27 protein-coding genes and 1 pseudogene are annotated in these 20043 nt (G+C 67.5%); 15 read left to right on the top strand and 13 right to left on the bottom strand.

The genetic code is table 11. The features are described 5' to 3' along the window. Positions 1 to 109 precede the first annotated feature (109 nt). The 7 genes from IE302_RS30090 (at position 110) to IE302_RS30060 (ending at position 5420) form a co-directional block, all read left to right on the top strand. Positions 110 to 475: a DUF6292 family protein gene (locus tag IE302_RS30090; protein WP_229908015.1), complete on the top strand. Its 366-nt coding sequence runs from the start codon at positions 110 to 112 to the stop codon at positions 473 to 475. 183 nt (positions 476 to 658) lie between these two features. Next, entirely contained in the window at positions 659 to 1732 is a 1074-nt protein-coding gene (locus tag IE302_RS30085) for a carboxylate-amine ligase (RefSeq protein WP_191257783.1), read from the top strand. 56 nt (positions 1733 to 1788) lie between these two features. Continuing rightward, the gene (locus IE302_RS30080; RefSeq protein WP_191257782.1) at positions 1789 to 2400 is read left to right on the top strand and encodes a flavodoxin family protein; all 612 of its coding nucleotides are present in this window, start codon (positions 1789 to 1791) and stop codon (positions 2398 to 2400) included. Positions 2401 to 2446: 46 nt separating this feature from the next. Then, on the top strand, positions 2447 to 2827 hold the full coding sequence (locus tag IE302_RS30075; RefSeq protein ID WP_191257781.1) for a hypothetical protein: 381 nt from the start codon (positions 2447 to 2449) through the stop codon (positions 2825 to 2827). A gap of 97 nt (positions 2828 to 2924) precedes the next feature. Then, the gene (locus IE302_RS30070) at positions 2925 to 3599 is read left to right on the top strand and encodes a DUF6766 family protein (protein WP_191257780.1); all 675 of its coding nucleotides are present in this window, start codon (positions 2925 to 2927) and stop codon (positions 3597 to 3599) included. A 63-nt stretch (positions 3600 to 3662) separates the two neighbouring features. Next, a complete protein-coding gene (locus IE302_RS30065) occupies positions 3663 to 4226 on the top strand; it encodes a hemerythrin domain-containing protein (RefSeq protein ID WP_191257779.1) in 564 nt (187 codons plus the stop codon). A 183-nt stretch (positions 4227 to 4409) separates the two neighbouring features. Further along, positions 4410 to 5420, top strand: coding sequence for an iron-containing redox enzyme family protein (locus IE302_RS30060; protein ID WP_191257778.1), 1011 nt, complete (start codon positions 4410 to 4412; stop codon positions 5418 to 5420). On the opposite strand, the gene IE302_RS30055 is transcribed toward IE302_RS30060, so the two are convergent. The 3 genes from IE302_RS30055 to IE302_RS30045 form a co-directional block, all read right to left on the bottom strand. Then, the gene (locus tag IE302_RS30055; RefSeq protein WP_191257777.1) at positions 5388 to 5603 is read right to left on the bottom strand and encodes a CDGSH iron-sulfur domain-containing protein; all 216 of its coding nucleotides are present in this window, start codon (positions 5601 to 5603) and stop codon (positions 5388 to 5390) included. The genes IE302_RS30060 and IE302_RS30055 overlap by 33 nt on opposite strands. Positions 5604 to 5681: 78 nt before the next feature. Beyond that, the gene (locus IE302_RS30050) at positions 5682 to 5903 is read right to left on the bottom strand and encodes a DUF6480 family protein (RefSeq protein WP_191257776.1); all 222 of its coding nucleotides are present in this window, start codon (positions 5901 to 5903) and stop codon (positions 5682 to 5684) included. Positions 5904 to 5921: 18 nt separating this feature from the next. Continuing rightward, entirely contained in the window at positions 5922 to 6365 is a 444-nt protein-coding gene (locus IE302_RS30045; protein WP_191257775.1) for an STAS domain-containing protein, read from the bottom strand. Positions 6366 to 6672: 307 nt separating this feature from the next. On the opposite strand from IE302_RS30045, the gene IE302_RS30040 reads away from it, so the two are divergent. From IE302_RS30040 to IE302_RS30025, 3 genes and pseudogenes are all read left to right on the top strand, one after another. Continuing rightward, positions 6673 to 7371, top strand: coding sequence for a GAF and ANTAR domain-containing protein (locus tag IE302_RS30040; RefSeq protein ID WP_229908014.1), 699 nt, complete (start codon positions 6673 to 6675; stop codon positions 7369 to 7371). A gap of 194 nt (positions 7372 to 7565) precedes the next feature. After that, positions 7566 to 7997 (top strand): DUF4383 domain-containing protein, encoded by a 432-nt coding sequence (locus tag IE302_RS30035; RefSeq protein WP_191257774.1) that lies wholly within the window; start codon positions 7566 to 7568, stop codon positions 7995 to 7997. A gap of 112 nt (positions 7998 to 8109) precedes the next feature. Next, positions 8110 to 8821: pseudogene (locus IE302_RS30025) on the top strand (zinc-binding dehydrogenase); the annotation flags it as partial. 124 nt (positions 8822 to 8945) lie between these two features. Here IE302_RS30025 and IE302_RS30020 read toward each other — a convergent pair. Beyond that, entirely contained in the window at positions 8946 to 9383 is a 438-nt protein-coding gene (locus IE302_RS30020; RefSeq protein ID WP_191257773.1) for an SRPBCC family protein, read from the bottom strand. Positions 9384 to 9438: 55 nt separating this feature from the next. Continuing rightward, positions 9439 to 9615, bottom strand: coding sequence for a DUF3140 domain-containing protein (locus IE302_RS30015; RefSeq protein WP_191257772.1), 177 nt, complete (start codon positions 9613 to 9615; stop codon positions 9439 to 9441). Between the two features lie 88 nt (positions 9616 to 9703). Between IE302_RS30015 and IE302_RS30010 the strand changes: the two genes are divergently transcribed. Next, entirely contained in the window at positions 9704 to 9844 is a 141-nt protein-coding gene (locus IE302_RS30010; RefSeq protein WP_191257771.1) for a hypothetical protein, read from the top strand. Between the two features lie 68 nt (positions 9845 to 9912). Here the strand turns inward: IE302_RS30010 and IE302_RS30005 are convergent, their stop codons facing one another. Then, positions 9913 to 10425, bottom strand: coding sequence for a MarR family winged helix-turn-helix transcriptional regulator (locus IE302_RS30005; RefSeq protein ID WP_191257770.1), 513 nt, complete (start codon positions 10423 to 10425; stop codon positions 9913 to 9915). Positions 10426 to 10494: 69 nt separating this feature from the next. On the opposite strand from IE302_RS30005, the gene IE302_RS30000 reads away from it, so the two are divergent. Then, positions 10495 to 11697: an FAD-dependent oxidoreductase gene (locus tag IE302_RS30000; RefSeq protein WP_191257769.1), complete on the top strand. Its 1203-nt coding sequence runs from the start codon at positions 10495 to 10497 to the stop codon at positions 11695 to 11697. 19 nt (positions 11698 to 11716) lie between these two features. On the opposite strand, the gene IE302_RS29995 is transcribed toward IE302_RS30000, so the two are convergent. The 3 genes from IE302_RS29995 to IE302_RS29985 are packed head-to-tail and all read right to left on the bottom strand — an operon-like array spanning position 11717 to position 13682. Next, the gene (locus tag IE302_RS29995; RefSeq protein ID WP_191257768.1) at positions 11717 to 12010 is read right to left on the bottom strand and encodes a hypothetical protein; all 294 of its coding nucleotides are present in this window, start codon (positions 12008 to 12010) and stop codon (positions 11717 to 11719) included. An 8-nt stretch (positions 12011 to 12018) separates the two neighbouring features. Then, positions 12019 to 12759 (bottom strand): 5'/3'-nucleotidase SurE, encoded by a 741-nt coding sequence (gene surE / locus IE302_RS29990; RefSeq protein ID WP_191257767.1) that lies wholly within the window; start codon positions 12757 to 12759, stop codon positions 12019 to 12021. Continuing rightward, the gene (locus IE302_RS29985; protein WP_229908013.1) at positions 12759 to 13682 is read right to left on the bottom strand and encodes a 1-phosphofructokinase family hexose kinase; all 924 of its coding nucleotides are present in this window, start codon (positions 13680 to 13682) and stop codon (positions 12759 to 12761) included. The genes surE and IE302_RS29985 overlap by 1 nt, the downstream gene beginning before the upstream one ends. A 118-nt stretch (positions 13683 to 13800) precedes the next feature. Here IE302_RS29985 and IE302_RS29980 point away from each other — a divergent pair, with 118 nt between their 5' ends. Continuing rightward, complete coding sequence (locus tag IE302_RS29980) at positions 13801 to 14040, top strand: hypothetical protein (protein ID WP_191257766.1); 240 nt, start codon at positions 13801 to 13803, stop codon at positions 14038 to 14040. A gap of 92 nt (positions 14041 to 14132) precedes the next feature. Beyond that, positions 14133 to 14600, top strand: a complete 468-nt coding sequence (locus tag IE302_RS29975) for an SRPBCC family protein (RefSeq protein ID WP_191257765.1) — start codon at positions 14133 to 14135, stop codon at positions 14598 to 14600. Between the two features lie 383 nt (positions 14601 to 14983). Here IE302_RS29975 and IE302_RS29970 read toward each other — a convergent pair whose 3' ends face one another. Together IE302_RS29970 and IE302_RS29965 are read right to left on the bottom strand one after the other, a co-directional pair. Beyond that, a complete protein-coding gene (locus IE302_RS29970) occupies positions 14984 to 16177 on the bottom strand; it encodes a cytochrome P450 (RefSeq protein ID WP_191257764.1) in 1194 nt (397 codons plus the stop codon). A gap of 63 nt (positions 16178 to 16240) precedes the next feature. Further along, positions 16241 to 16996 (bottom strand): SDR family oxidoreductase, encoded by a 756-nt coding sequence (locus IE302_RS29965; protein WP_191257763.1) that lies wholly within the window; start codon positions 16994 to 16996, stop codon positions 16241 to 16243. A 181-nt stretch (positions 16997 to 17177) separates the two neighbouring features. Here IE302_RS29965 and IE302_RS29960 point away from each other — a divergent pair, with 181 nt between their 5' ends. Next, positions 17178 to 18116 carry an RNA polymerase sigma-70 factor gene (locus tag IE302_RS29960; RefSeq protein WP_373308034.1) on the top strand — a complete coding sequence of 313 codons (939 nt, stop codon included), beginning with the start codon at positions 17178 to 17180 and terminating at the stop codon, positions 18114 to 18116. Between the two features lie 108 nt (positions 18117 to 18224). Here IE302_RS29960 and IE302_RS29955 read toward each other — a convergent pair whose 3' ends face one another. Beyond that, entirely contained in the window at positions 18225 to 18896 is a 672-nt protein-coding gene (locus IE302_RS29955) for a phosphate signaling complex PhoU family protein (RefSeq protein WP_191257761.1), read from the bottom strand. A gap of 76 nt (positions 18897 to 18972) precedes the next feature. Next, a complete protein-coding gene (locus tag IE302_RS29950) occupies positions 18973 to 20028 on the bottom strand; it encodes an NAD-dependent epimerase/dehydratase family protein (protein WP_191257760.1) in 1056 nt (351 codons plus the stop codon). Positions 20029 to 20043 lie beyond the last annotated feature (15 nt).

Genomic DNA, 20043 nt, shown 5'->3' with positions numbered 1-20043 from the left:
CGGCTCCGAGACCGATCGCAAGGAAATCCAGGCCTGAGCGCCGTGTCCGTGGTGGGACCGGCCGATCACCGGTCCCACCACGGGCAGTCGTCGAAGAAAGGACATCCTGGTGACCGCGTCGCTCACCGCGCCGGCCCGACACTCCGCCCTCTGGGACTACCTCGCCGAAGTCACCCACGCCCTGGGGATCGGTCTCGAATCCTGCACCGTCGACAACGACAGCCCCGTCTCGGCCTACATCGCCCTCGACGGCAGGCTCCCCGGCCACCCCGACCGGGACGTAGCCCTGCTCTGGGACGAAGTCCACGGCTGGGCGATCGCCATCGAAAACCACTCCGGCGAAGACCTCATCGTCGTCTGCTACCTCGGCGGCAAGACCATCGCCCCGGCCGCGGCCCGGGTCGCCCGGTTCGTCCAAGCAGTCCGCGCAGGCGATCGAACGAGTACTCGGTGCGGGGAGACTTGGACGAGGTGAATTCCGCCGCGTCCGCGCTGACCGACGCGCTGGAAACGGGGAACTACGACGCGTTCCGGCGGCTCGTCACCGAATCCCGCCCTGCCGCGGCGGCGACGATCTTCGAGTCAGGTTCATGCACTCGAACCTCCGCGACCTGCGGATACCGCGTTTGTGCCGGGAAGGCCCGGGGTATGCGCGGTTGTGAATGACGACGTGCTCACTTTCGGGGTCGAGGAGGAGTTCTTCGTGGTGGGCCGGGACGGCCGTCTTTCCCAGGCTGGTGCCGCCGTCGTGGAGGCCGCGGACGAGGACGAAGGCGAACTCCAGCAGGAACTCACCCGGTCCCAGGCCGAGTCAGCCACCGGCATCTGCACGACCCACGACGAGGCCGAGCGTCAGCTGACGACGCTGCGGGCGGAACTGGCCCGGACCGCCGCCCGGCGGGACTGCCGCCTGCTGCCCAGCGGCTGCGCGCCGCTGGCAGAGACGAGTCTGCCCGCCATCACGCCGAATCCGCGCTACGAACGGATGTCCGAGCACTTCGGGGCGACCGCGCGGACGTCGCACACCTGCGGCTGCCACGTCCACATCGCCATCCCCGACCGGGAGACCGGGATCCGGGTGATCGACCACGTCCGGCCGTTCCTGCCCGTGCTGCTGACCGTGACCGCCAATTCCGCGATCTGCGACGGCTACGACACCGGGTACGCGAGCTGGCGCTACCAGCAGTGGAGCCGCTGGCCTTCGGCCGGTTCGCCGCCGAGGTTCGGCTCGCTGGACCACTACGAAAGCATCGTCGACGCCTGGCTCCGCGCGGGCGCCATCCTCGACCGCGCGATGGTCTATTGGGACGTAAGGCTCTCCGAGGGCCAGCCGACCGTGGAGTTCCGGTTCGCCGACGTCGCGGCCACTCCCGGCGAGGCGGTCCTGTTCGGGGTGCTGATCCGCGGGCTGGTCGGCACGATCCTCGCTGCGGAGGGGCGCGCCGCGAACCTGTCCAATGAGGTCTTACGGGCCCAGATCTGGCGCGCGTCGCGGGAAGGACTCTCCGGCCGCTGCCCACATTTCCGGACCGGCGAACTCGCCCCGGCGAGCGACGTGCTCGACGACGTCGTCACCTTCGCCGCCGGAGCCCTCGAAGAGACCGGCGACCTCGATTTCGTGCGCGACGGCTGCGCCCGCTTGGTCACCGGAGGCGGCGGCGCCGACCGTCAACGGGCGCGATTCGAGAAGCGGCGACGTGCGGAGGACGTCGTGGATCTTCTTGTCTGGTAGCCGGGTTTCCGGCGATCATCGCCCGGGTAGCCAGCGGGCATGGACAGGAGGACACGATGACCCAGCCCTTGAAGGCACTCGCGCTGGTCTGCTCGCTGAAACCGTCACCCGCGCCGTCGAGCAGCGCCCTGATCGCCCAGCAGCTTCTCGACAAGCTGGCCGAACACGGCGCCACCGGTGAACTCGTGCGCGTGGTCGACCACGACATCAAGCCGGGTGTGGAAGCGGACATGGGCGAAGGCGACGCCTGGCCCGAGATCCGCCGCAAGATCCAGGCCGCCGACATCCTGCTGATCTCGACGCCGACCTGGGTCGGCCACATGTCCAGTGTGGCGCAACGCGTCCTGGAACGGCTCGACGCCGAACTGTCCGAAACGGACGATGAAGGCAGGCCCACGACGTTCGGCAAGGTCGGCGTCACCGCCGTCGTCGGCAACGAGGACGGCGCGCACAAGATCACCGCCGACCTGTTTCAGGCCCTCAACGACACCGGGTTCACGGTGCCCGCGCAGGGCGGAACCTACTGGAATGGCGAAGCGATGAAGGGCGGCGACTACAACGACCTGGAAGAAACACCCGAAGCGGTCGAGTCGACCAACTCGACACTGGCGGCCAACGCCGTCCACCTGGCGAAACTGCTGCGGGAAAACCAGTACCCCGCCTCATGATCGACAGCGAAGTGTAGGCGACCGGACGGCGGGGTATCCGCCGTCCGTGATCGTCAAGGCGCTGGTGTTCGGCGCTTGCCTGGTGCTCGCCGGGTGTACCGGAGCGAGCGGGCAAGAGCCGGTGAAGGAGGCAGCCGGACGGTTCCTCGGCGCTGTCGCGTCGGGTGACCACCGTTCGGCATGCGCTTTGCTGGCGCCCCGGGCGCGGGAATCCTGGGCGCCGGAAACCTGCGAACGTGGTCTGGCGGCGGCGAAAGTCCCAGGCGGAACACCGGAAGCGGCCTCGGTCTGGAGCGAAGAAGCTCAGGTGAAGACCGCCCGCGACACCCTTTTCCTGCACGAGTCCTCCAGCGGCTGGCTGATCACGGGCGCCGGCTGCCACCACCGCAACGAACAGGTCTACGACTGCCTGGTGGGCGGGCCATGAGAGCGCGCCCGGTGTTCACCGTCTACCTCGTCTTCGTGGTGGCCGTGCTCGGCTATTGCGTCCTGCTGGGCCTGCTGCACCGGTGAGGGGCGGAATGATGCGGCGCTTTCTTCGTGACAACGCGCTCTCGCTGGTCTTCGGGCTGCTGTTCCTGCTGAGTCTCGCGGGGCAGGCGCTGGCCGGCCTGGCCGACTACAACGACGGGCGGCTCAGCCACGCCGCCGAACCCGTCGGCCTGTTCGACTACGTGACGTCCGCGACTTTCGCCGTCGACGTCGCCGAAAACTGGCAGTCGGAATACCTCCAGTTCTTCCTGTACGTGTTCGCGACCGTGTGGCTTTTGCAACGGGGTTCACCCGAATCGAAACCCGCCGGCCGAGCAGGCCTGGAAACGGACGAAGAACAGCAGGTCGGACAGCACAAGACGGCAGACTCGCCGAAGTGGGTCCGTGCGGGTGGCTGGCGGACAGGGCTCTTCTCGGTGTCACTCGGCCTGGTGATGCTGGGCCTCTTCCTGCTTTCCTGGCTCGCCCAATCCGTCGCCGGGATGAGCGCCTACAACGCCGAGCAGCTCGCCGAATTCGGCGATCCGGTGTCGTGGTTCGGCTATCTGGCGTCCTCGGATTTCTGGAACCGCACACTCCAGAACTGGCAGTCGGAATTCCTCGCCATCGGTTCGATGGCGGTGTTCAGCGTGTACCTGCGTCAGCGCGGTTCCCCGGAGTCCAAACCCGTCGGCGCGCCGCATCAGGCAACCGACGAATCCGGGTGATTGAACCGCGAACGGCGGGTACCCGTGGGTTGCCGAACTGACGACCACGGACAGGAGTTGTCCATGACCACCACCACGAAACACGACCTCGTCTCGGTGATCACCGAAGATCACCGGGCCTTCGAACGGATCTTCAAGGAGCTCGAGTCCGGCAAGGGCGGTGACCGGCATCGCAAAGACCTCGCGGACCACGTGATCGCGGAACTGGTCCGGCATTCGGTCGCGGAGGAACAGCACATGTATCCCGCCGCGCGGAAGCACATCGCGAACGGCGACGACGTCGTCGGCCACGAGCTCGAAGAACACGCCGAAGCCGAGCGGGTGATGAAGGACCTCATCGGCCTGGAGCCGAAGGACGAACGGTTCGACGAGCTGGTCGGCAAGCTGATCGAGGACGTCCGGCATCACATCGAAGAGGAAGAGAGCGACCTGCTGCCGAAGCTGCAGGCGGCCTGTTCGCCGGAAGACCTGCGGGAGTTGGGCGAGAAGGTGTTGCGGGCCAAGGAGATCGCGCCGACCCGGCCGCATCCCGCCGCTCCCGACCACCCGCCCGCCAACCGGATCCTGGCGCCGGGGACGGCGTTCATCGACAAGATCCGGGACGCGCTGGAGGACCGCACGACCTGATCTCCCGTGAAGGCCCCCTTCACTCGGCCATTGTTCCAAGGACACAGCCGAGCGAAGGGGGCTTTCACGCGCGCTGGCGCTCAAAGCTCGGCGATGTGCTGGGCACAGTCCGCAGGTCACCAGCTACCGGCGCCTGCAAAGCGAGCAACGGTTCCACGCCCGTGAACCGGGTATTCCACGAGCATGACGACGATCGACCGCATGACAGCCGCGACGCTGCCGGAGGCCCGCGGCCCGCTCTCGACCGCCGTGGTGGACACACTGACGGGTGACCGCCGCGACGATTTCGACCTGGACGCCGCCCTAGGCGCCGATCCGTTCGGTGAGGATCTGCAGCTGGCGTTGCACGTCTGCTACGAACTCCATTACCAGGGCTTCGCCGGAGTGGACGACGGCTGGGAGTGGGATCAGCACCTGCTCGGTTTCCGGGCCACGCTGGAACGGGCCTTCCTCGACGGGATCCGCATGGCCGTGCCCGGCGGGGACGACGTGGCGACCCTGCTCGACGAACTGCTGGTCGAACCGGTCGAAGGCGAAGATGTCTCACACTTCCTACGTGACGAAGGCGAGTGGTGGCAGGTCGAGGAGTACTTCGCCCACCGGTCGATCTACCACCTCAAGGAAGCCGATCCCCACGCGTGGGTGATCCCGCGGCTGCGAGGGCGGGCCAAAGCGGCGTTGGTGGCCGTCGAATTCGACGAGTTCGGCGGCGGACGGGCCGCTCAGGCCCATGCAAAACTGTTCGCCGACCTGCTGACCGGAGCCGGGCTTTCGCCGGGTTACCTCGCCTACCTCGATCATGTTCCCGCCCACACCCTGGCGACGGTGAACATGATGTCGCTGTTCGGTCTGCACCGCGGCCTTCGCGGTGCACTCGTCGGGCATTTCGCCAGTACCGAGATCACCACCGCGCCGTCGGCCCGGCGGATGGACGAGGCGTTGCGACGGCTGGGCGGAGCGGCCGAATGCCGTTACTTCTACACCGAGCACATCGAGGCCGACGCCGTCCACGAACAGGTGATGAGGCATGACGTGATCGGCGATCTGCTGGAGCGGGAACCCGAGCTGGCCGAGGACATCGTGTTGGGTATCCAGGCCACCACCCTGCTGGAGAACCGGCTGACCGAGCACCTGCTCGGCACTTGGTCGGCCGGTGAGTCCTCACTTCTCAGGCCGCTGCACCCCTTGCCGTGACCGGCGGCGGTGACTGGTGTCGCAGAACGGGTAGCTCTTGCTGCGGCGACAGGCGCAGAGCGCGACCACGAACCGATCGGACGTGACCGTTTCGCCGTCCGGCGCGACGATCTCGACGGGCCCCTCGACCAAGAGGGGTCCGCCCGGTTCGATCCGCACCCGCGTCCTACGGCCGATCGGCATGGGTCACCACCAAATGGTCTGGCGTAGCTGTATCGGTGATCGCGGTCATGACTCTTCCAAGGCATTCGATCGGTTCGCTCAGAACAAGTCCAGAGCGCGTAGCACGAAGAACCCGGCGACGCCCACGACGACGATCCCGATCACGATGAGCGTGATGACAGCGGGTTTGCGCGACGGGATCGGTTGCGGATGGGACAGGCCGGAGGTCTGTCCGGCGTCGGGAGGAGTGTCGCCGGGCGACACGGATCCGCCTGGCTCCAGGCCGGGAGAGTCCTGTGGCTCCGGTCCGGGTGCGGTCATGATCGTTCACCCCCCGGCCTACGTCAGCGCCCGGACCGCGTCCGTCACCGCTGGATACACCGGCACGCGCAGATCGAGGTCGAACAGCCGCACGATCCTCTGCACCTGTGCGGAGCCGATCACGAGGCCGATCCGGCGATGTTGGGCCCTCGCCGCGGTCGCCGCGGCGGCCAGCACTCGGAGACCGGCCGCGCCGAGGAAGCCGACCTGAGACAGGTCGAGCACCGTGGCGACGGGCAGAGGCTGGGAGAGGTTCCTCTCAAGCAGCGGCGCGGTCAGCGCGTCGAGATCGCCGGACACGCTGAGAATCAGCAGATCGGTCGCCACGGTGTGTTCCCGGACCCGCGTCGGCGACGCGGGTCCGAGAGGCTGGGCGTAGAACCCCAGCTCGCTGGGATGTTCCGGAGCGAGAACGGCAGCAGAACGGCCGTTTTCATGGCGGGGCGAGTAGAACGAAGTCATCGGTGGTCTCCCGTGATCGGGACGACACGGCCGGCAAGCAGGCCTGCGCGGTGTGCACGAAGGAAAACTCGCGGAAACGCGTCGCCGGCCACGCGCGTGCGTGGCGACGGACATCGGCGTCGTAAACGCGAAGCTGCGGGTTTGAACCCCACGCGTGATCCACCGTACGCCACACAGCCGATCTTCACAGGACGCTGCAACCGACGAGTTTGGACGCCTCTGTCGCGAGGTATTCCCCCAGTGGCGCCTGCGGTTCACCGAGCCTCACGGCAGACCTTGCGTTGTACGGGCGACGAAGGAGGCGGCCGTGTCCAGCCCTGAGAGTCTCGTGGACGACACCGTGAGCGCGGCACTCGGTTCGATCGCCCGCACCCTGCAAGCCGAACCCGACGTCGAATCGACCTTGGCGGCGATCGTCAAGGCCGCCGTGGACCATGTCCCCGGGGCGGACTACGCCGGGATCTCCCTGGTCGAACGCAAGCGCCGGATCCGGACGGTCGCCCCCACCGACGAAGTGGTGGCCACCATCGACGAAGTGCAGTACCGCACCGGCCAGGGTCCTTGCCTCGACGCGATCGCCGATCACCAGAGCTATCGCACCGGAGATCTCACCACCGAAGACCGCTGGCCCGCGTTCACCCTCGCCGCTGCCGAGACCGGGGTGCGCTCGATGCTCTCCTACCGGCTGTTCGTCAGCGAAACCACTCTCGGTGCCTTGAACCTCTACTCACGCGGTGTCTGCGCGTTCAGCGATCGGACCCAGCGGGAGGGGGAGATCTTCGCTTCCCACTCCGCGATCGCCCTCATCGGAGCCCAGACCGAGGCCCACCTCCACTCCGCCCTCGTACATCGGGACGTCATCGGCATGGCCAAGGGAATCCTGATGAACCACCACGGCATCGGGCCGGTCGAAGCTTTCCGGCTGCTGGTCGAAGCGTCCCAAGCGGCCAATCTGAAACTGCATCAGGTCGCCACCTGGCTTGTGGACCATCACCTCGAACTGTGACCGTAGCGAATCCGATGAGGACTTCGCGTGTGACGGCACCGGCTACGGGTACCAGTTGAATGGTGGTCGGCTTGTTGAGCAGCCAGCCGGTCGGCCACCGCCGCGCTCGGCCCGGCCGCGTCGTTGACGAGCACCGGTTTGCCGCCGGTTCCCGGATCCAGCACAGCGCCAGGCCTTCGAACGGAGGCATTTCGATGAACGAGAACACGATAGGACGGTCTTTACGACCGGTGGTACTGGTCATCGCGCTGGTCCATCTCGTACTGGGCGTGCTCGGCTTCTTTTTCTTGCCGGAAGCCAACCAGACAGGCGAGAACACGATCTGGATCTTCAGTGCCACCGGGATGCTGAACATCATCCGCGCCGTCATCGGAGTCCTGGGAGTGGCGGCGGTGCTGAAGCCGTCGGCGATTTACAGCTACATGTGGATGGTCTTCATAGCCTTCGCGGGCTTGACCGCCTTCGGCGTTCTTTCGGCAGCGACCACTTCGGCCGGCGACACGGTGAACTTCAACTGGGCCGACAACGTCCTTCACGCGCTGACATCGCTTGCCGCGCTCGCCGTGGGCATAGCCGTCGCTCGTGGCGCGGAGCGGAAACCCGCCAGGAAACGAGCGGACGTTTGATCCGACGGATCCGTACCCATTTACCAAGTTCGAAAGAGGCACCCATGCGGGCACTGGTTTACCAAGGACCGTTCGACGTCGCCGTCAAGGACGGTCACGGACGCACGAGAGCTGTGACAACTGTTTCAAGGGGCTGACCGGTTTCTGCCTGCGTGCGAACCCCGGCAGTGCCGGTGCCGCGTACGGATACGCGAGCATGGGCCCCTACAACGGCGGCCAGGCCGAATACCTGCGTGTCCCGTGGGCGGATTTCAACGCCCTCGTACTCCCCGAGGGCACCGAGCATGAACTCGACTACACGATGCTCTCGGACATTCCCGACCGGCTGGCACGGCGTCGAGCTGGCGAAGATGCAACCGGGCGAGACCATCGTCATCTACGGTGCGGGCCCCGTGGGCCTCATGGCCGCGCACGCCGCCGCGATCAAGGGAGCATCGCGCGTCTTCGTCGTCGACCATCAGCCGGACCGGCTCAAACTCGCCGAACAGGTGGGCGGGACCCCGATCGATCGGTCCGCGGGCGACGCCGTCGAGCGGATCACCGACCTCACCGACGGCGGCGCCGATCGCGGGGTCGACGCCGTCGGCTACCAGGCTCATGGTCCTGACGGCACCGAACAGCCGGAGATCGTGCTCAACGAGCTGGTGGCCGCGGTCAAACCGACAGGCGGTATCGACGTGGTCGGCGTCTACGTTCCCCAGGACCCCGGCGCCGAAGGCGACCTCGCCAAGGAGGGCAAGCTGAACCTCGACCAGGCGGCGGAAGGTTACGAACACTTCGACAAGCGCGAGGACGGCTGGACGAAAGTCGTCCTGCACCCCTGAGATGGGACGGGGCACCACCGAACACGACATTGACGAGCCGAAGGGTCCGGCCGATCACTCACGGATCGGCCGGATCCCTTTCACTCGAACAAGATCTTCGTTGCTTTCCTATGGGATCGTCGGGTCAGTGCCCGGCCCAACCGCCTTGTTGCTCCGCGGCGTCCACATCGGATTCCGCGGTCGCGCGGTGTGCCAGCGCCGCCACCGTCTCCTCGAGTCCATGCTGAACTTCTTCGTCGTCGGCATCACGGACGCTGTGCAGAGTGACCGTGAGGCGGGACTCCGCCGGACCGGCGTCGTCGATCGACAACTCCCCCTGATAGTCATGCGGCCCTTGGGCACCCCAGCGTAGTGAACGGTTGCTTTCGTCCACCTTCAGCCACGCTTCGCCCTCCACATGTTCACCGTGGACATCGGCTTCGACATGGACCACATCGCCGCCTTCAGGCTCGGCCCGGCTCATCTGCGGGAAATAACGAGGCAGATTCCGTGGTTCGCGCAAGTAGGCGAACAGATCGGCGGCGGGCATCTCGATGGTGGCGGTGTGCCGGTAGTCGCTCATACCCCCGGGTACCCGTCATCTCGGCCGCGAACCGGCCGAACTCAGGCCCGTCAGATCAGCCTTCTTCCTCCGCGACAAGGTGACGATACGCCGACCGGGATTCGTCGATGTTCAGCCACTTGTCCAGTTCAGCCGGAGTCATGTTGACCGCAATTCGGAAGTCTTCGCTCACGTCTTCTCCAAGGCCTCGGGCTTGTGCACCGCTTCCCCCCTTGTGAAAACGCTGTCCCATGATCATCTCCTTCGACTCTCAGGGTTACCCTCGCCGCACCTCACCAAACGCGCACGATTGGTGCTGCGGGGAGCGGGTATTCGAAGTCATGACGAATGACGGCGAGAAGGCCACTGGACCGGACGAGAACAAGCGAAAGACGGAGTCGGACGAGCGCGAGGAAGTCCGGGGCGAACAAGGGACGTCCTCCGGTGACCCGCACGACGACACCGATCCCCAGTCCGGCTGACCGGGTTTGCCCCGTCGGCTTCGCTAAGTCTACTTCGGACTTCGACTGTCGTTTCGCACCCACCGGCCTCAGGATGTGCGGTCGGGCGCCGGGCCGTGGTCCAAGCGCCGGTTGGCGTCATTCATCGCTTCGGTGATCTTCGACAGGAACGTGGTGACGACGCGGAGTTCCTCGGGGTCGGCGGCGCGGAGCGTGGCCGCGATCTCGGCCCCGGCGAAGGCGAGGAATCGGCGGGCGTGTTCGCGCGCGTCGGGGGTCGGACGCAGGGTGACTCGGCGACGATCGCTGCTCTCACGGCTGCGCTGGACATGCCCGGCGTCCTCGAGCCGGTTCAGCAGAATCGTGGTGGCACCGGTGGTCATGGCGATCCGCCGGGACAGCTCCGCGGGCGACAGCGGCGTGCCCGCTTCGGCGGCCCAGGTGATCTGGCCCAGCGCCTGGGCGTCCGAAACGGGCAGCCGCATCCAGACGGCGAGATGCCGATGCAGTTCACCGAAGCCGACCGCCCAGTCCCGAAGCCGCTGCATCACTTCGATCTGGGCCGGCGTCCAGCTCTCGGCCAACGGGTCGGCGTCGACCATGGCGATCTCCTTTGCAGCATAGTAGCTTTGCAGTAAAGCTACTATGTCGGCTACCGAGAGGGAACTCGGATGACCACTCGACACGCTGTGGTGTCCGGCGCGAGCATCGCCGGGCTCTCGGCCGCTTTCTGGCTTCGGTGCACCGGCTGGGAGGTGACCGTGCTGGAGCGGGCGACGGAGTTTCGCGACGGCGGGCAGAACGTCGACGTCCGCGGCGTCGGCCGCGAGGTACTCGCGAAGATGGGCCTGACGGAGGCGGTGAGAGCGCAGAACACCACCGAGACCGGCACTGTCTTCGTGGACGCCTCGGGCGAAGTGCTCGTGGAACTGCCCTCCGACGGCCCGGACGGCGCGACCGCCGAACTCGAAATCCTGCGCGGCGACTTCGCCCGCACGATCCTGCGGCACCTGCCCGAGGGAGTCGAGATCGGTTACGGCGACACCATCGCCGCGGTCCAGGAAGAGGCCGAAAGGGTCACCGTGACCACGAACGCCGGCCGGGTCCTGCACGCCGACCTGCTGGTCGTCGCCGAAGGCGTGCGCTCCACCACCCGCGACCTGCTCTTCGAGGGCCAGGTCGACCGCCGCGCGCTGGGCATCACCATGGTCTTCGGCACCATCCCGCGCACCACAGAAGACGACAGCCGATGGCGCTGGTACACCACGGTCGGCGGACGGCAGGTCCACTTGCGGCCGGACAACCACGGCACCACGCGCGCCATCCTCGCCTGCACCGAGGCCGAAGACCCGACCCGGCTCGACCAGGCCGAGGCACTGGCCCGGATCCGGGATCGCTTCTCCGGCGTGGGCTGGGAAGCTCGCCGGATCCTGGACGGATTCGACGGCTCCGACGACGTCTACTTCGACCACCTCACCCAGATCCGCATGCCCACCTGGCACCGCGGGCGGGTATGCCTGGCCGGTGACGCCGCCTGGTGCGTGACCCCGATGGGTGGCGGCGGCGCCTCGCTCGCACTCGTCAGCGGCTACGTCCTCGCCGCCTGCCTGTCCGACACCGGATCCGGCTCGCTCGCCACCGGCCTCACGGCCTACGAGGCTTGGATGCGGCCACTCGTCGACGACGTCCAGCAACTCCCCCGCTGGATCAAACCGTTCGCCTTCCCCCGGACCCGGCAGGGCCTGGCGCTGCGCAGGATGGCCGACAAAGCACTCCTGTCACCGGTACTGGCACCCCTGACGGCGAGGTTCGCCAGGATCGCCGATACCGACCGCACGCTGCCGTCCATCACGGCGACGGGAACGACAAGATGAAAACCGCGCCGGGGCCGGTTCAGCCGTCGGTGTGCCGACGAAGACCGGCTCGTCGCGTCAATTCGTCCTGTCTCGCGAGTTCGGCCGTCGCGTCCTCGATCTTTCGTTCGAGGCGCGAGCGGTTCTCAAGCAAGGCGAGCACCTCGTCGTCCTCCAGTTCCAGCAGTGCTTTCGTGACGTGCACGGCCAGGATGGGCTGGTGCTCCTGCACGAGAGGCAACAGCACCTGGCCCAGCCGCGCCTTTCGCTGCTGCGGGTTCAGCTCAGCGAGCTCTTCGGCGGATAAGCAGTTTTCCCGGTTGTCGGGAGGCATGCGGGCGTTCACCAGTCCAGGCCAGGGTCTTCGGCGACCGACTTCAGCGCGGTCACCGTCGCGTGGCCTTCACTCAGCAGGCGGGCGTCACTGCCCGGCGACAACTGCCCCTCGCCCGTGACGGCGGTGAGGGTGAACGCGCCGTCCTCGCCGTTCTGGATGTGACTGCGTACGGCGCCGAATTCGGCCAGGCAGGTGCGTTTCGGGGCCCCTGCCTCGGGACGATCGGGCACATTGAGGTTCAAGACCGTGCCGGCGGGCAGTTCCGTAAGCCTGTCGAACAGGATCGAGGCGACAGCGACGGCGGTGTTCCAGTGAGGTCGCGGGCCGGGGTCCAATCCCACGTCGAGAGACACCGCGAGAGCCCTGGCGCCGTTGATAGACGCGGTCAGCGCCGCGCCGACCGTGCCCGAGTGCAGGATCGCCCGCCCGACGTTCGCCCCGTGGTTCACTCCGGACAGCAAGATCTCCGGAGGCTCGCCGAACGTTCCCTGCGCAGCCGCCAAGGCGATCAGCCCGGGATGGGCGGCGACGGCGAACGCCGGCACACCGGGCAGGCCGGGCAGGTCCCGCCGTTCGACCGCGACCCGTCCCGCTCCCCCGGCGCCGGTCAGCCCCGCGCTTGTTCCGCTGGCTTCCGCCGCGGGTGCGGCGACCACCACCGTCCAACCGTGGTCCGCCGCGCCCCGGGCCAGCGCCGTCAGGCCCGGCGAATCGATACCGTCGTCATTGGTGATCAGGGCACGCATCAGGAAGCCTCCCACGGTTTCAGACGTACTCGTCCGGTGAGTTCCCGCACGGCGCCGTCGCTACCCGAACCGAGACCGTGTCGTGTCACGTTGATCGCACCCGCCGCGGCCCCGAGCTTCACCGCGTCCTCCAGCGACCGGCCTTGCGCCAAGCCGACCGCGAGCCCCGCGGTCATCGAGTCCCCGCCGCCGCGGGTGTCGACCGGCGTCAGGTCGGGCGACTCCGCCAGAACCAGCCTGCCTTCGAGGCAGGCGAGCGTCTCGTCGGCCGCGCGGGAAACGACGACCGCCCGGGCGCCGCCCGACGCCAGCTCACGGCACCCGTCCGCGAGATCGGACAACGAATCCGATTTTGCCAGCCCGTCCTCGACCATTTCCTCGTGACTGACCTTGATCACCGCCGGACCGCCCGCGAGTGCCCGGGTGAGTCGTTCCCCGGACAGGTCCACCACGACCGGCGTGCCGTGCCTGCCCAGATCGCGGGTGAGCCGCTCGTACACCGCATGTGGCACCGGCACGTCGTCCTCGTCAGGCCCGCTGAGGATCGCCACGTCCGCACGTAAACCGTGGACCAACATCAGCTCGTACAGATCGTCGAGTTCGTGCCGGGTCAACGCGTCCGCGGGCATCCGCACCACCTCGTCCCGTCGGCCATCACGCCGATCGTGCACGTAGGCGCCGTTGCGCGCCGCGACATCGCGGACCTCGGCATCGACGCCGACCAGATGCCGTAACACCCGCCCGGTCTCCCCACCCAGGGCGCAGCACAACACCGCCCGTCCGCCGAGGGCGTCGATCATCCGCGACTGCCACACCCCCTGCCCGCCCGCGTGCACGTGGACGTCCGGCGCCCCGTCCAGCTCTTCCACTGTCACCGTCAGCTGCGGAGACGGCGCGAACACCGCCACTCGACCTTCAGTCATATCGAACTTTTACCCGTTCTGCCGGATTTCACTCGTCGACGTCAGGCCGGTCTCGACGGCTCGCTCACTGCGGAAACTACCCACAGGGCGGGAGCCGACGACGTGTTCGACTGTCCCTGTGCTGAAGAAACCGCGTACCGCCACGGCGATCATCGCCCTGTCACTCACCATCGCCACGCCCGCGCAAGCCACGCCGGCGTACTACCAGCAGACGATCACCGGATCCACCCTCGCCCAGTGCAACACCGCCGGCTCTCAGCTCGCCCAGCAGAAACGTGCCGAGGGCTACCTCGTCACCTGGACCGGCTGCGGCTACCAGAACTTCGCCTACGTCGGTGTGGTCGGCTGGTCGGACTGATCCCGCCGATGGAGACGTTCGCTGGTTTCGACCGGCCGTGGCGGGGTATCAGGAGGCGAACACGAAACAGGCCAGCCCCAAGGAGGCGCTTGATGAGCACGATCACCAAGTCCGTCGACGTCGAGGCGCCGGTCACCGACGTCTACAACCAATGGACCCAATTCGCCGACTTCCCGCACTTCATGGAAGGCGTGGAACGAGTCGAACAGCGCGACAACACTCACACACACTGGACCATCACCGTGGCCGGCGTCTCCAGGGAATTCGACGCCACCATCACCGAGCAGCACCCGGACGAACGCGTCGCGTGGAAGTCCGACGACGGCCCGAACCACGCCGGCGTCGTCACCGTGCACCGCCTCGACGAACACAAGACCCGGGTCACCGTCCAGATGGACATCGATCCCGAAGGATTCGTGGAGAACGTCGCCGACAAGCTCGGCATCCTCGACCGCCGCGTCCAAGGCGACCTCGACCGCTTCAAGACCTTCCTCGAAAACCGCGGCGGTTCCGAGACCGGCGCCTGGCGCGGTGACGTGCAGCGCCCTGGTCAGTCCTAGTCCCTTTCAGACCACCTCACCGCACCAGGGTCGTTGCCCGACCACGCGGTGAGGAGGACGGCCGGTTCTCCCAACCCAGGCCGTTTGCACACGATGTGGCCGGCCCCAGCACGGGGCCGGCCACATCGTCGTTCCACGACCGGATGGTTTTTGGCGTGCGCCGTCCGGCAGGCCGATCCCTTGCCCTGCGGGACGTCGAGCACCTCGGTGTGGTGGTGGCCGCGGTGATACTCGATCCACAATGGACCGAGGCAGCGGATACCCGACGGGAACCCGGAACCCATCTGGTTCGCCGAACACGAGCGGCTTCTCGTGTCGAACCTCCTTCTCGTTGAGCTCATTTCCCTGTACCCCTGCTCAGAGCCCAGTACGCGCCTTCCCGCTCACCAGGTCACCCGCAGCCTGTTCACGCCGTATACGAGGCTGAGGGCTCGGAAGTCCACCTGCTCATCCGGATCGGCCAGGGCGAGGCCGGGGAAGCGCTTCAGCAGCGCCGGAAAGGCGATGCGCATCTCCATCCGTGCCAGCGGCGCCCCGAGGCAATGGTGCACGCCATGTCCGAAGGCGACGTGGCCGGTGGATTCCCGGGTGATGTCGAGGTGCTCGGGATCGTCGATCACGGCAGGGTCGCGGTTGGCGGCGGAAAGCGAGCAGATCACAAGCGAGCCCGCGGGGATGACGTGCCCGGCGATCTCCACCTCCGTCGTGGTCGTGCGCGGCGGCAGCGAGTTCAGAATGGACAGCCAGCGCAACAACTCCTCGACGGCGGGTTCGACCCGCGCCGGATCCTCGCGGATCATCGCCAGCTGGTCCGGGTGCCGCAGCAGGGCCAGGGTGCCCAGGCCGAGCATGTTCGAAGTCGTCTCATGCCCGGCCAGCAGCAGCAGTCCCGCGATGCCGATCAGCTCGTCGGTACCGAGATCGTCGCCATGCTCGCGCACCAGCATGCCCAGCATGTCCTCGCCCGGATCCGCCTGCGCGGAGGCCGCCAGACCTGCCATGTAGGCGCGGTCATCCCGCTGCGCCGCGATGCGCTGCTCCATCGGCAAGGAGGTGTCCAGCAGGCGAACGGAACGCTCCTGGAACTCGGCGCGGTCGCTGTACGGCACACCCAGCAACTCGCAGATCACCAGCGACGGCACCGGCAGCGCGAAGTGCTCGACCAGGTCGGCCGGCTGGCCCGCCTGCTCCAGATCATCCAGAGCCGCCTGGACGATCTCGGTGATCCGCGGCTCGAGTCTGCGGATCCGGCGCACGGTGAATTCCGGGGTGAGCATCCGGCGCAACCGCGTGTGTTCGGGCGGGTCGAACCCGATCAGCTGCCCAGCCTGCATCTTGGCCAGTTCCTCGGCGGTCATCTGCTCGGCTCCTGGGAACGGCGTCAGCGCGCTGCTGAACTTGGCCGGATCCGACAGGACCCGGCGAACGTCCTCGTGGCGGCAGACCAGGTACGCGGGCAGACCGAACGGCGTCTCCACCCGCACCACCCCCTCGCGGTCGCGAGCCCGCGCCAGCTCCTCGACCGGGTCGAGCCCGTTCCGGCGCATGTGCAGCGGCAATTCCAGCGGTGTCGTCATTCTGTTCTTCCTCCGGGATCGTGGGAGACGTGACGTCTTGGCTTACGGCCTCTTACGGCCTGCTCAGGGTTGGCTGTCGAGCCATTCCTGGAAGGTGAGTCCGGCGAGCTTGGCGTGCGGGCTGGGCAGGAAACCACCCTTGGCGGCGATCCCGGCATCGGGCATTCCGGAGTCGTCGACGCTGACGACCTTGATGCCCCGGCGAGCGCCGAGAAGCCGAGCCGCGTCCGCCAGGGTTTCCTTGCGGGGCCCGGCGATCTCAGGGATCCGTGTTCCTTGGGCGGGAGCGGGAGCGGTGGCCAGGTCGACCAGTTCCTCCGCCACGGTGCGGCAGGCCACGAGCTGCGTCGGCAAGCTCGGAAGGTAGGCGATGTCGCCCTGCCTCCAGTCCAGGAGCTGGCCGACGAACTCGTGGAACTGCGAGGCCCGCAGGATACGGACGGGGAGCGGGCCGGACAGGAGGAGCTCCTCGTGCACCTTCTTCGCAGCGAGGAAGCCGGCGGTGGCCTTGTCGACGCCGATGATGGACGCCACGGTGATCCCGGCGACGCCTGCCTTCTGGCCGGCTTCCTGCAGAGTGCGGGCCGACGTGCGGAAGAAGTCCGTCGCCGCTTCCTGCTCGGAGCCGTGCCACGACGCGACGTCGATGATGACGTCGACCCCGCTGAGAGCCTCGGCGAGCCCCTCACGGGTGATGATGTCCACGCCGGTGGCCCGGGACATCGGCACGACCTTGTGCCCCCGTTCGGCGAGGACGTCTACGACGTGGCGGCCCAGCCGCCCGGTCGCTCCTGCCACCGCGAAAGTGGTGATGTCCATGATCTGCCTCTCCTACTCGCTGTAGTTCTGGCCGGGGGCATGCCGAGAATCGGTTGCTCGAGCCGGTGTGCCATGACGAGCAAGAGATCCCGGTGATCCCCTCCTTGTGACAGCTCGGCCATGTGACGGAGGCCACCGACCGTCGATGTCACAAAGCAGCGAGAGCCGGGATCGTATGGCTATGGCACAGGCGCGAACGAAGAGTCAGGAATCGGCGACGAGCGAACCACGCGAGCAACCGACGGACACGGCCACCGAGGCGTTCGTGGCCCATCGCAACCTGCTGTTCACCGTCGCCTACGAGATGCTCGGTTCGGCTGCCGATGCCGAGGATGTCCTGCAGGAGACCTGGCTGCGGTGGGTGGGCGTCGACCTCGGCACAGTGCTGGACCCGCGCGCGTTCTTGATCCGGATCACCACCCGGCAGGCGCTCAAACGCTTGCGGACGCTCGGCAGGCGCAAGGAGTCCTACGTCGGCCCGTGGCTGCCCGAGCCGCTGCTGACCGCGCCGGACGTGGCCGAGGACGTGGAGTTGGCCGAGAGCGTCTCGATGGCGATGCTGCTGGTGCTGGAGACGCTCGCACCGACCGAACGGGCTGTGTTCGTGCTGCGCGAGGCCTTCGCTCTCGACTACGACGAAATCGCCCAAGCCGTCGAGAAAACCCCCGCCGCCGTCCGCCAGATCGCCCACCGGGCACGGGCACACGTCGCCGCACGCAGACCCCGCGGCACCGGCTCCCCCACCGAACACCGCGCCGCGCTCCAAGCCTTCCAGGTAGCGGTCGAAACCGGCGACCTACAAGGCCTCCTCGACATCCTCGCGCCGGACGTCGTCGCCCTCAGCGACGGCGGAGGAGTCAAACACGCCCTGCCGCGACCCATCGTGGGCGCCGATAAGGTCGCTCGCCTGCTGGCCATCGGCTGGTGGAAACGCGAGGCGAAAAGGTCGGTCGAGCTCGTACAGATCAACGGTGGCCCAGGGCTGCTCATCCGTGTCGATGGTGAGATCGATGGCGTGCTCGCGGTGCGGGTCGAGAACGGCTACGTCACCGGCGCCTACCACGTACGGAATCCTGAGAAGCTGTCGAGCGTGGAGCGAGAGATCGCCGTGAGCCGCTGAGCTCGCCGAGACCTTGCCCGGCTGGCCGATCTCGCCACCGGCAAGTACCAGAACGCTCAGTCGTGGACCACGTCCCGTGGTCGTTGTGCCGCCCTCACGCGCCGGCGCTCACAGCTCGACGGGAGCATCGCGCACGGAGGATTCCGGCAGCTCGCCGGTGAGCGTGAAGTCCACCCGCCGGGCCACCGAGACGACCTGGTCGGCGAAGCGCTCGTAGAACCGCGCCAGCAGCGCCACCGAAATCGCGGGTCCCACACCGTCGGCCCACTCCGGGCCGGTGACCAGCGTCATCAGCTCCTCGTACAACGCGTCGACCCGCTCGTCGGTCCGGGCCAGCGAATGGAACACCTCGGCCGTCGGTCCTTCGATCGCCGCTCCGAGATCCTCCGCCATCGAGCACACCAGACCGGCCATCTCACCGAACCTGCCGGCGAGCGCTGCAGGGACGGCGAATTCGGGCTCTCGCGCGGCCTGCTCGGCGATGTGCTGGGCCAGGTCACCCATCCGCTCCAGGCGGTCGGCGCAGAACACCGCCGCGAGCACGGTCCGCAGGTCTCCGGCGACCGGCGCCTGCAAAGCGAGCAGCTTCTGCGCCGTCTCCTCGCATTCGGTCCGCGCCGCGTTCAGCTTCGCCTCGACCGTCGCCAGTTCGACTGCGGCTTCCACGTCCCGGTCGAGGAAGACCCGGTTCGCCAGGCGCAGCTCCTCGCACGCCATGCCGCACATGGTCGACAGGAGGTCGCCGAGGACGCCCAGTTCGCCATGGAATCGTTCCCTCATATCAGCACCTTCGCGGTTCGAGGACCTTGTTCACTCTCGTAGTGCGCGAGCCCAGTGTGAAGCAGAGCCTTCTCGTTCACGGCCGCTCCCCCACGCCGGTGGCCAGTTCGTGGCCCCTGCCGACGTCCGCTCTCAGCGGTTCGGTCGGGAACCCTCCGCCCTCACGCAGTCCTTCGAGGAACGCCCGGATCGCGTCCTCCGACGAGTACCGCGGCGTCCAGCCCAGTTCTTCCCTGGCACGCGTGCAGTCCATCACCGGCAGGTGCAGGACGGCGTCGAACAGGCCTGGTGTGGCCGGCACCAGATGCAGCGACCAGGCCGCGGCGAGCGCGCGCCGGACGAGGACGGCCGGCACCTTCACCGGTTTGGCACCGAAGATCCGCGCCAGTCCGCGAGTGTCCAGCACGGGATCGGCGGCGACGTTGAACGCCCCTTTGACCTCCTGAAGCGCACAGCGCCGATAAGCGTCGGCCACGTCTTCGGTGTGCGCGGTCTGGATTCTCAGCTGCGGGATGTCCGGGATCACCGGGATCAGCGACGGGCGCACGAGCTTGCCGGGCACGAACGGCCCGCCGAACAGGCGTCGTTGTTCGGGTGCTGCCGCCCTCTGGAAGAGGAAACCGGGGCGCAACCGCACGACGCGCAGCCGCGGATGGCTTCGGTCGAACGCCTCGAGAACCCTTTCCACATAAGCCTTTTCGCGAGTGTACGCGGATCGCGGCGAACCGTGGGTCGGCCAATCCTCGGTCACGGGACGATCGTCGTCCCGCGGCGAGTAGGCCCCGATCGACGACGCGGAGACCAGCGCCGGCACCCGCATCGCCTGGACGGCTTCGAAAACCCGGATCGAACCGAGCACATTGGACCGCCACGTCACCTCGGGCCGATGCGTGGGCTGGAAGAGCCAAGCCAAGTGGATCACCACGTCGGCCCCGTCGAACACAGCACGAAGGTCGTCGCGGGCGACGTCGGCGGTGACGAACTCGGTCTTCGGGCTCTGCCACTGGGTGGGGCGCCTTGCGACGCCGACGATCGACCCCACGTCCGGGTCCGCGCCGAGCGCGCGCACCACGGCGGTGCCGACATTGCCGGTGGCACCGGTGACCACGATCCGCTTGCCGTTGCTGGCCATGGGTGTGGTTACCCA

This window comes from Amycolatopsis oliviviridis (genome assembly GCF_014654365.1).
Taxonomy (GTDB): Bacteria; Actinomycetota; Actinomycetes; order Mycobacteriales; family Pseudonocardiaceae; genus Amycolatopsis; species Amycolatopsis oliviviridis.
This window is presented reverse-complemented; position numbering and strand designations above follow the sequence as displayed.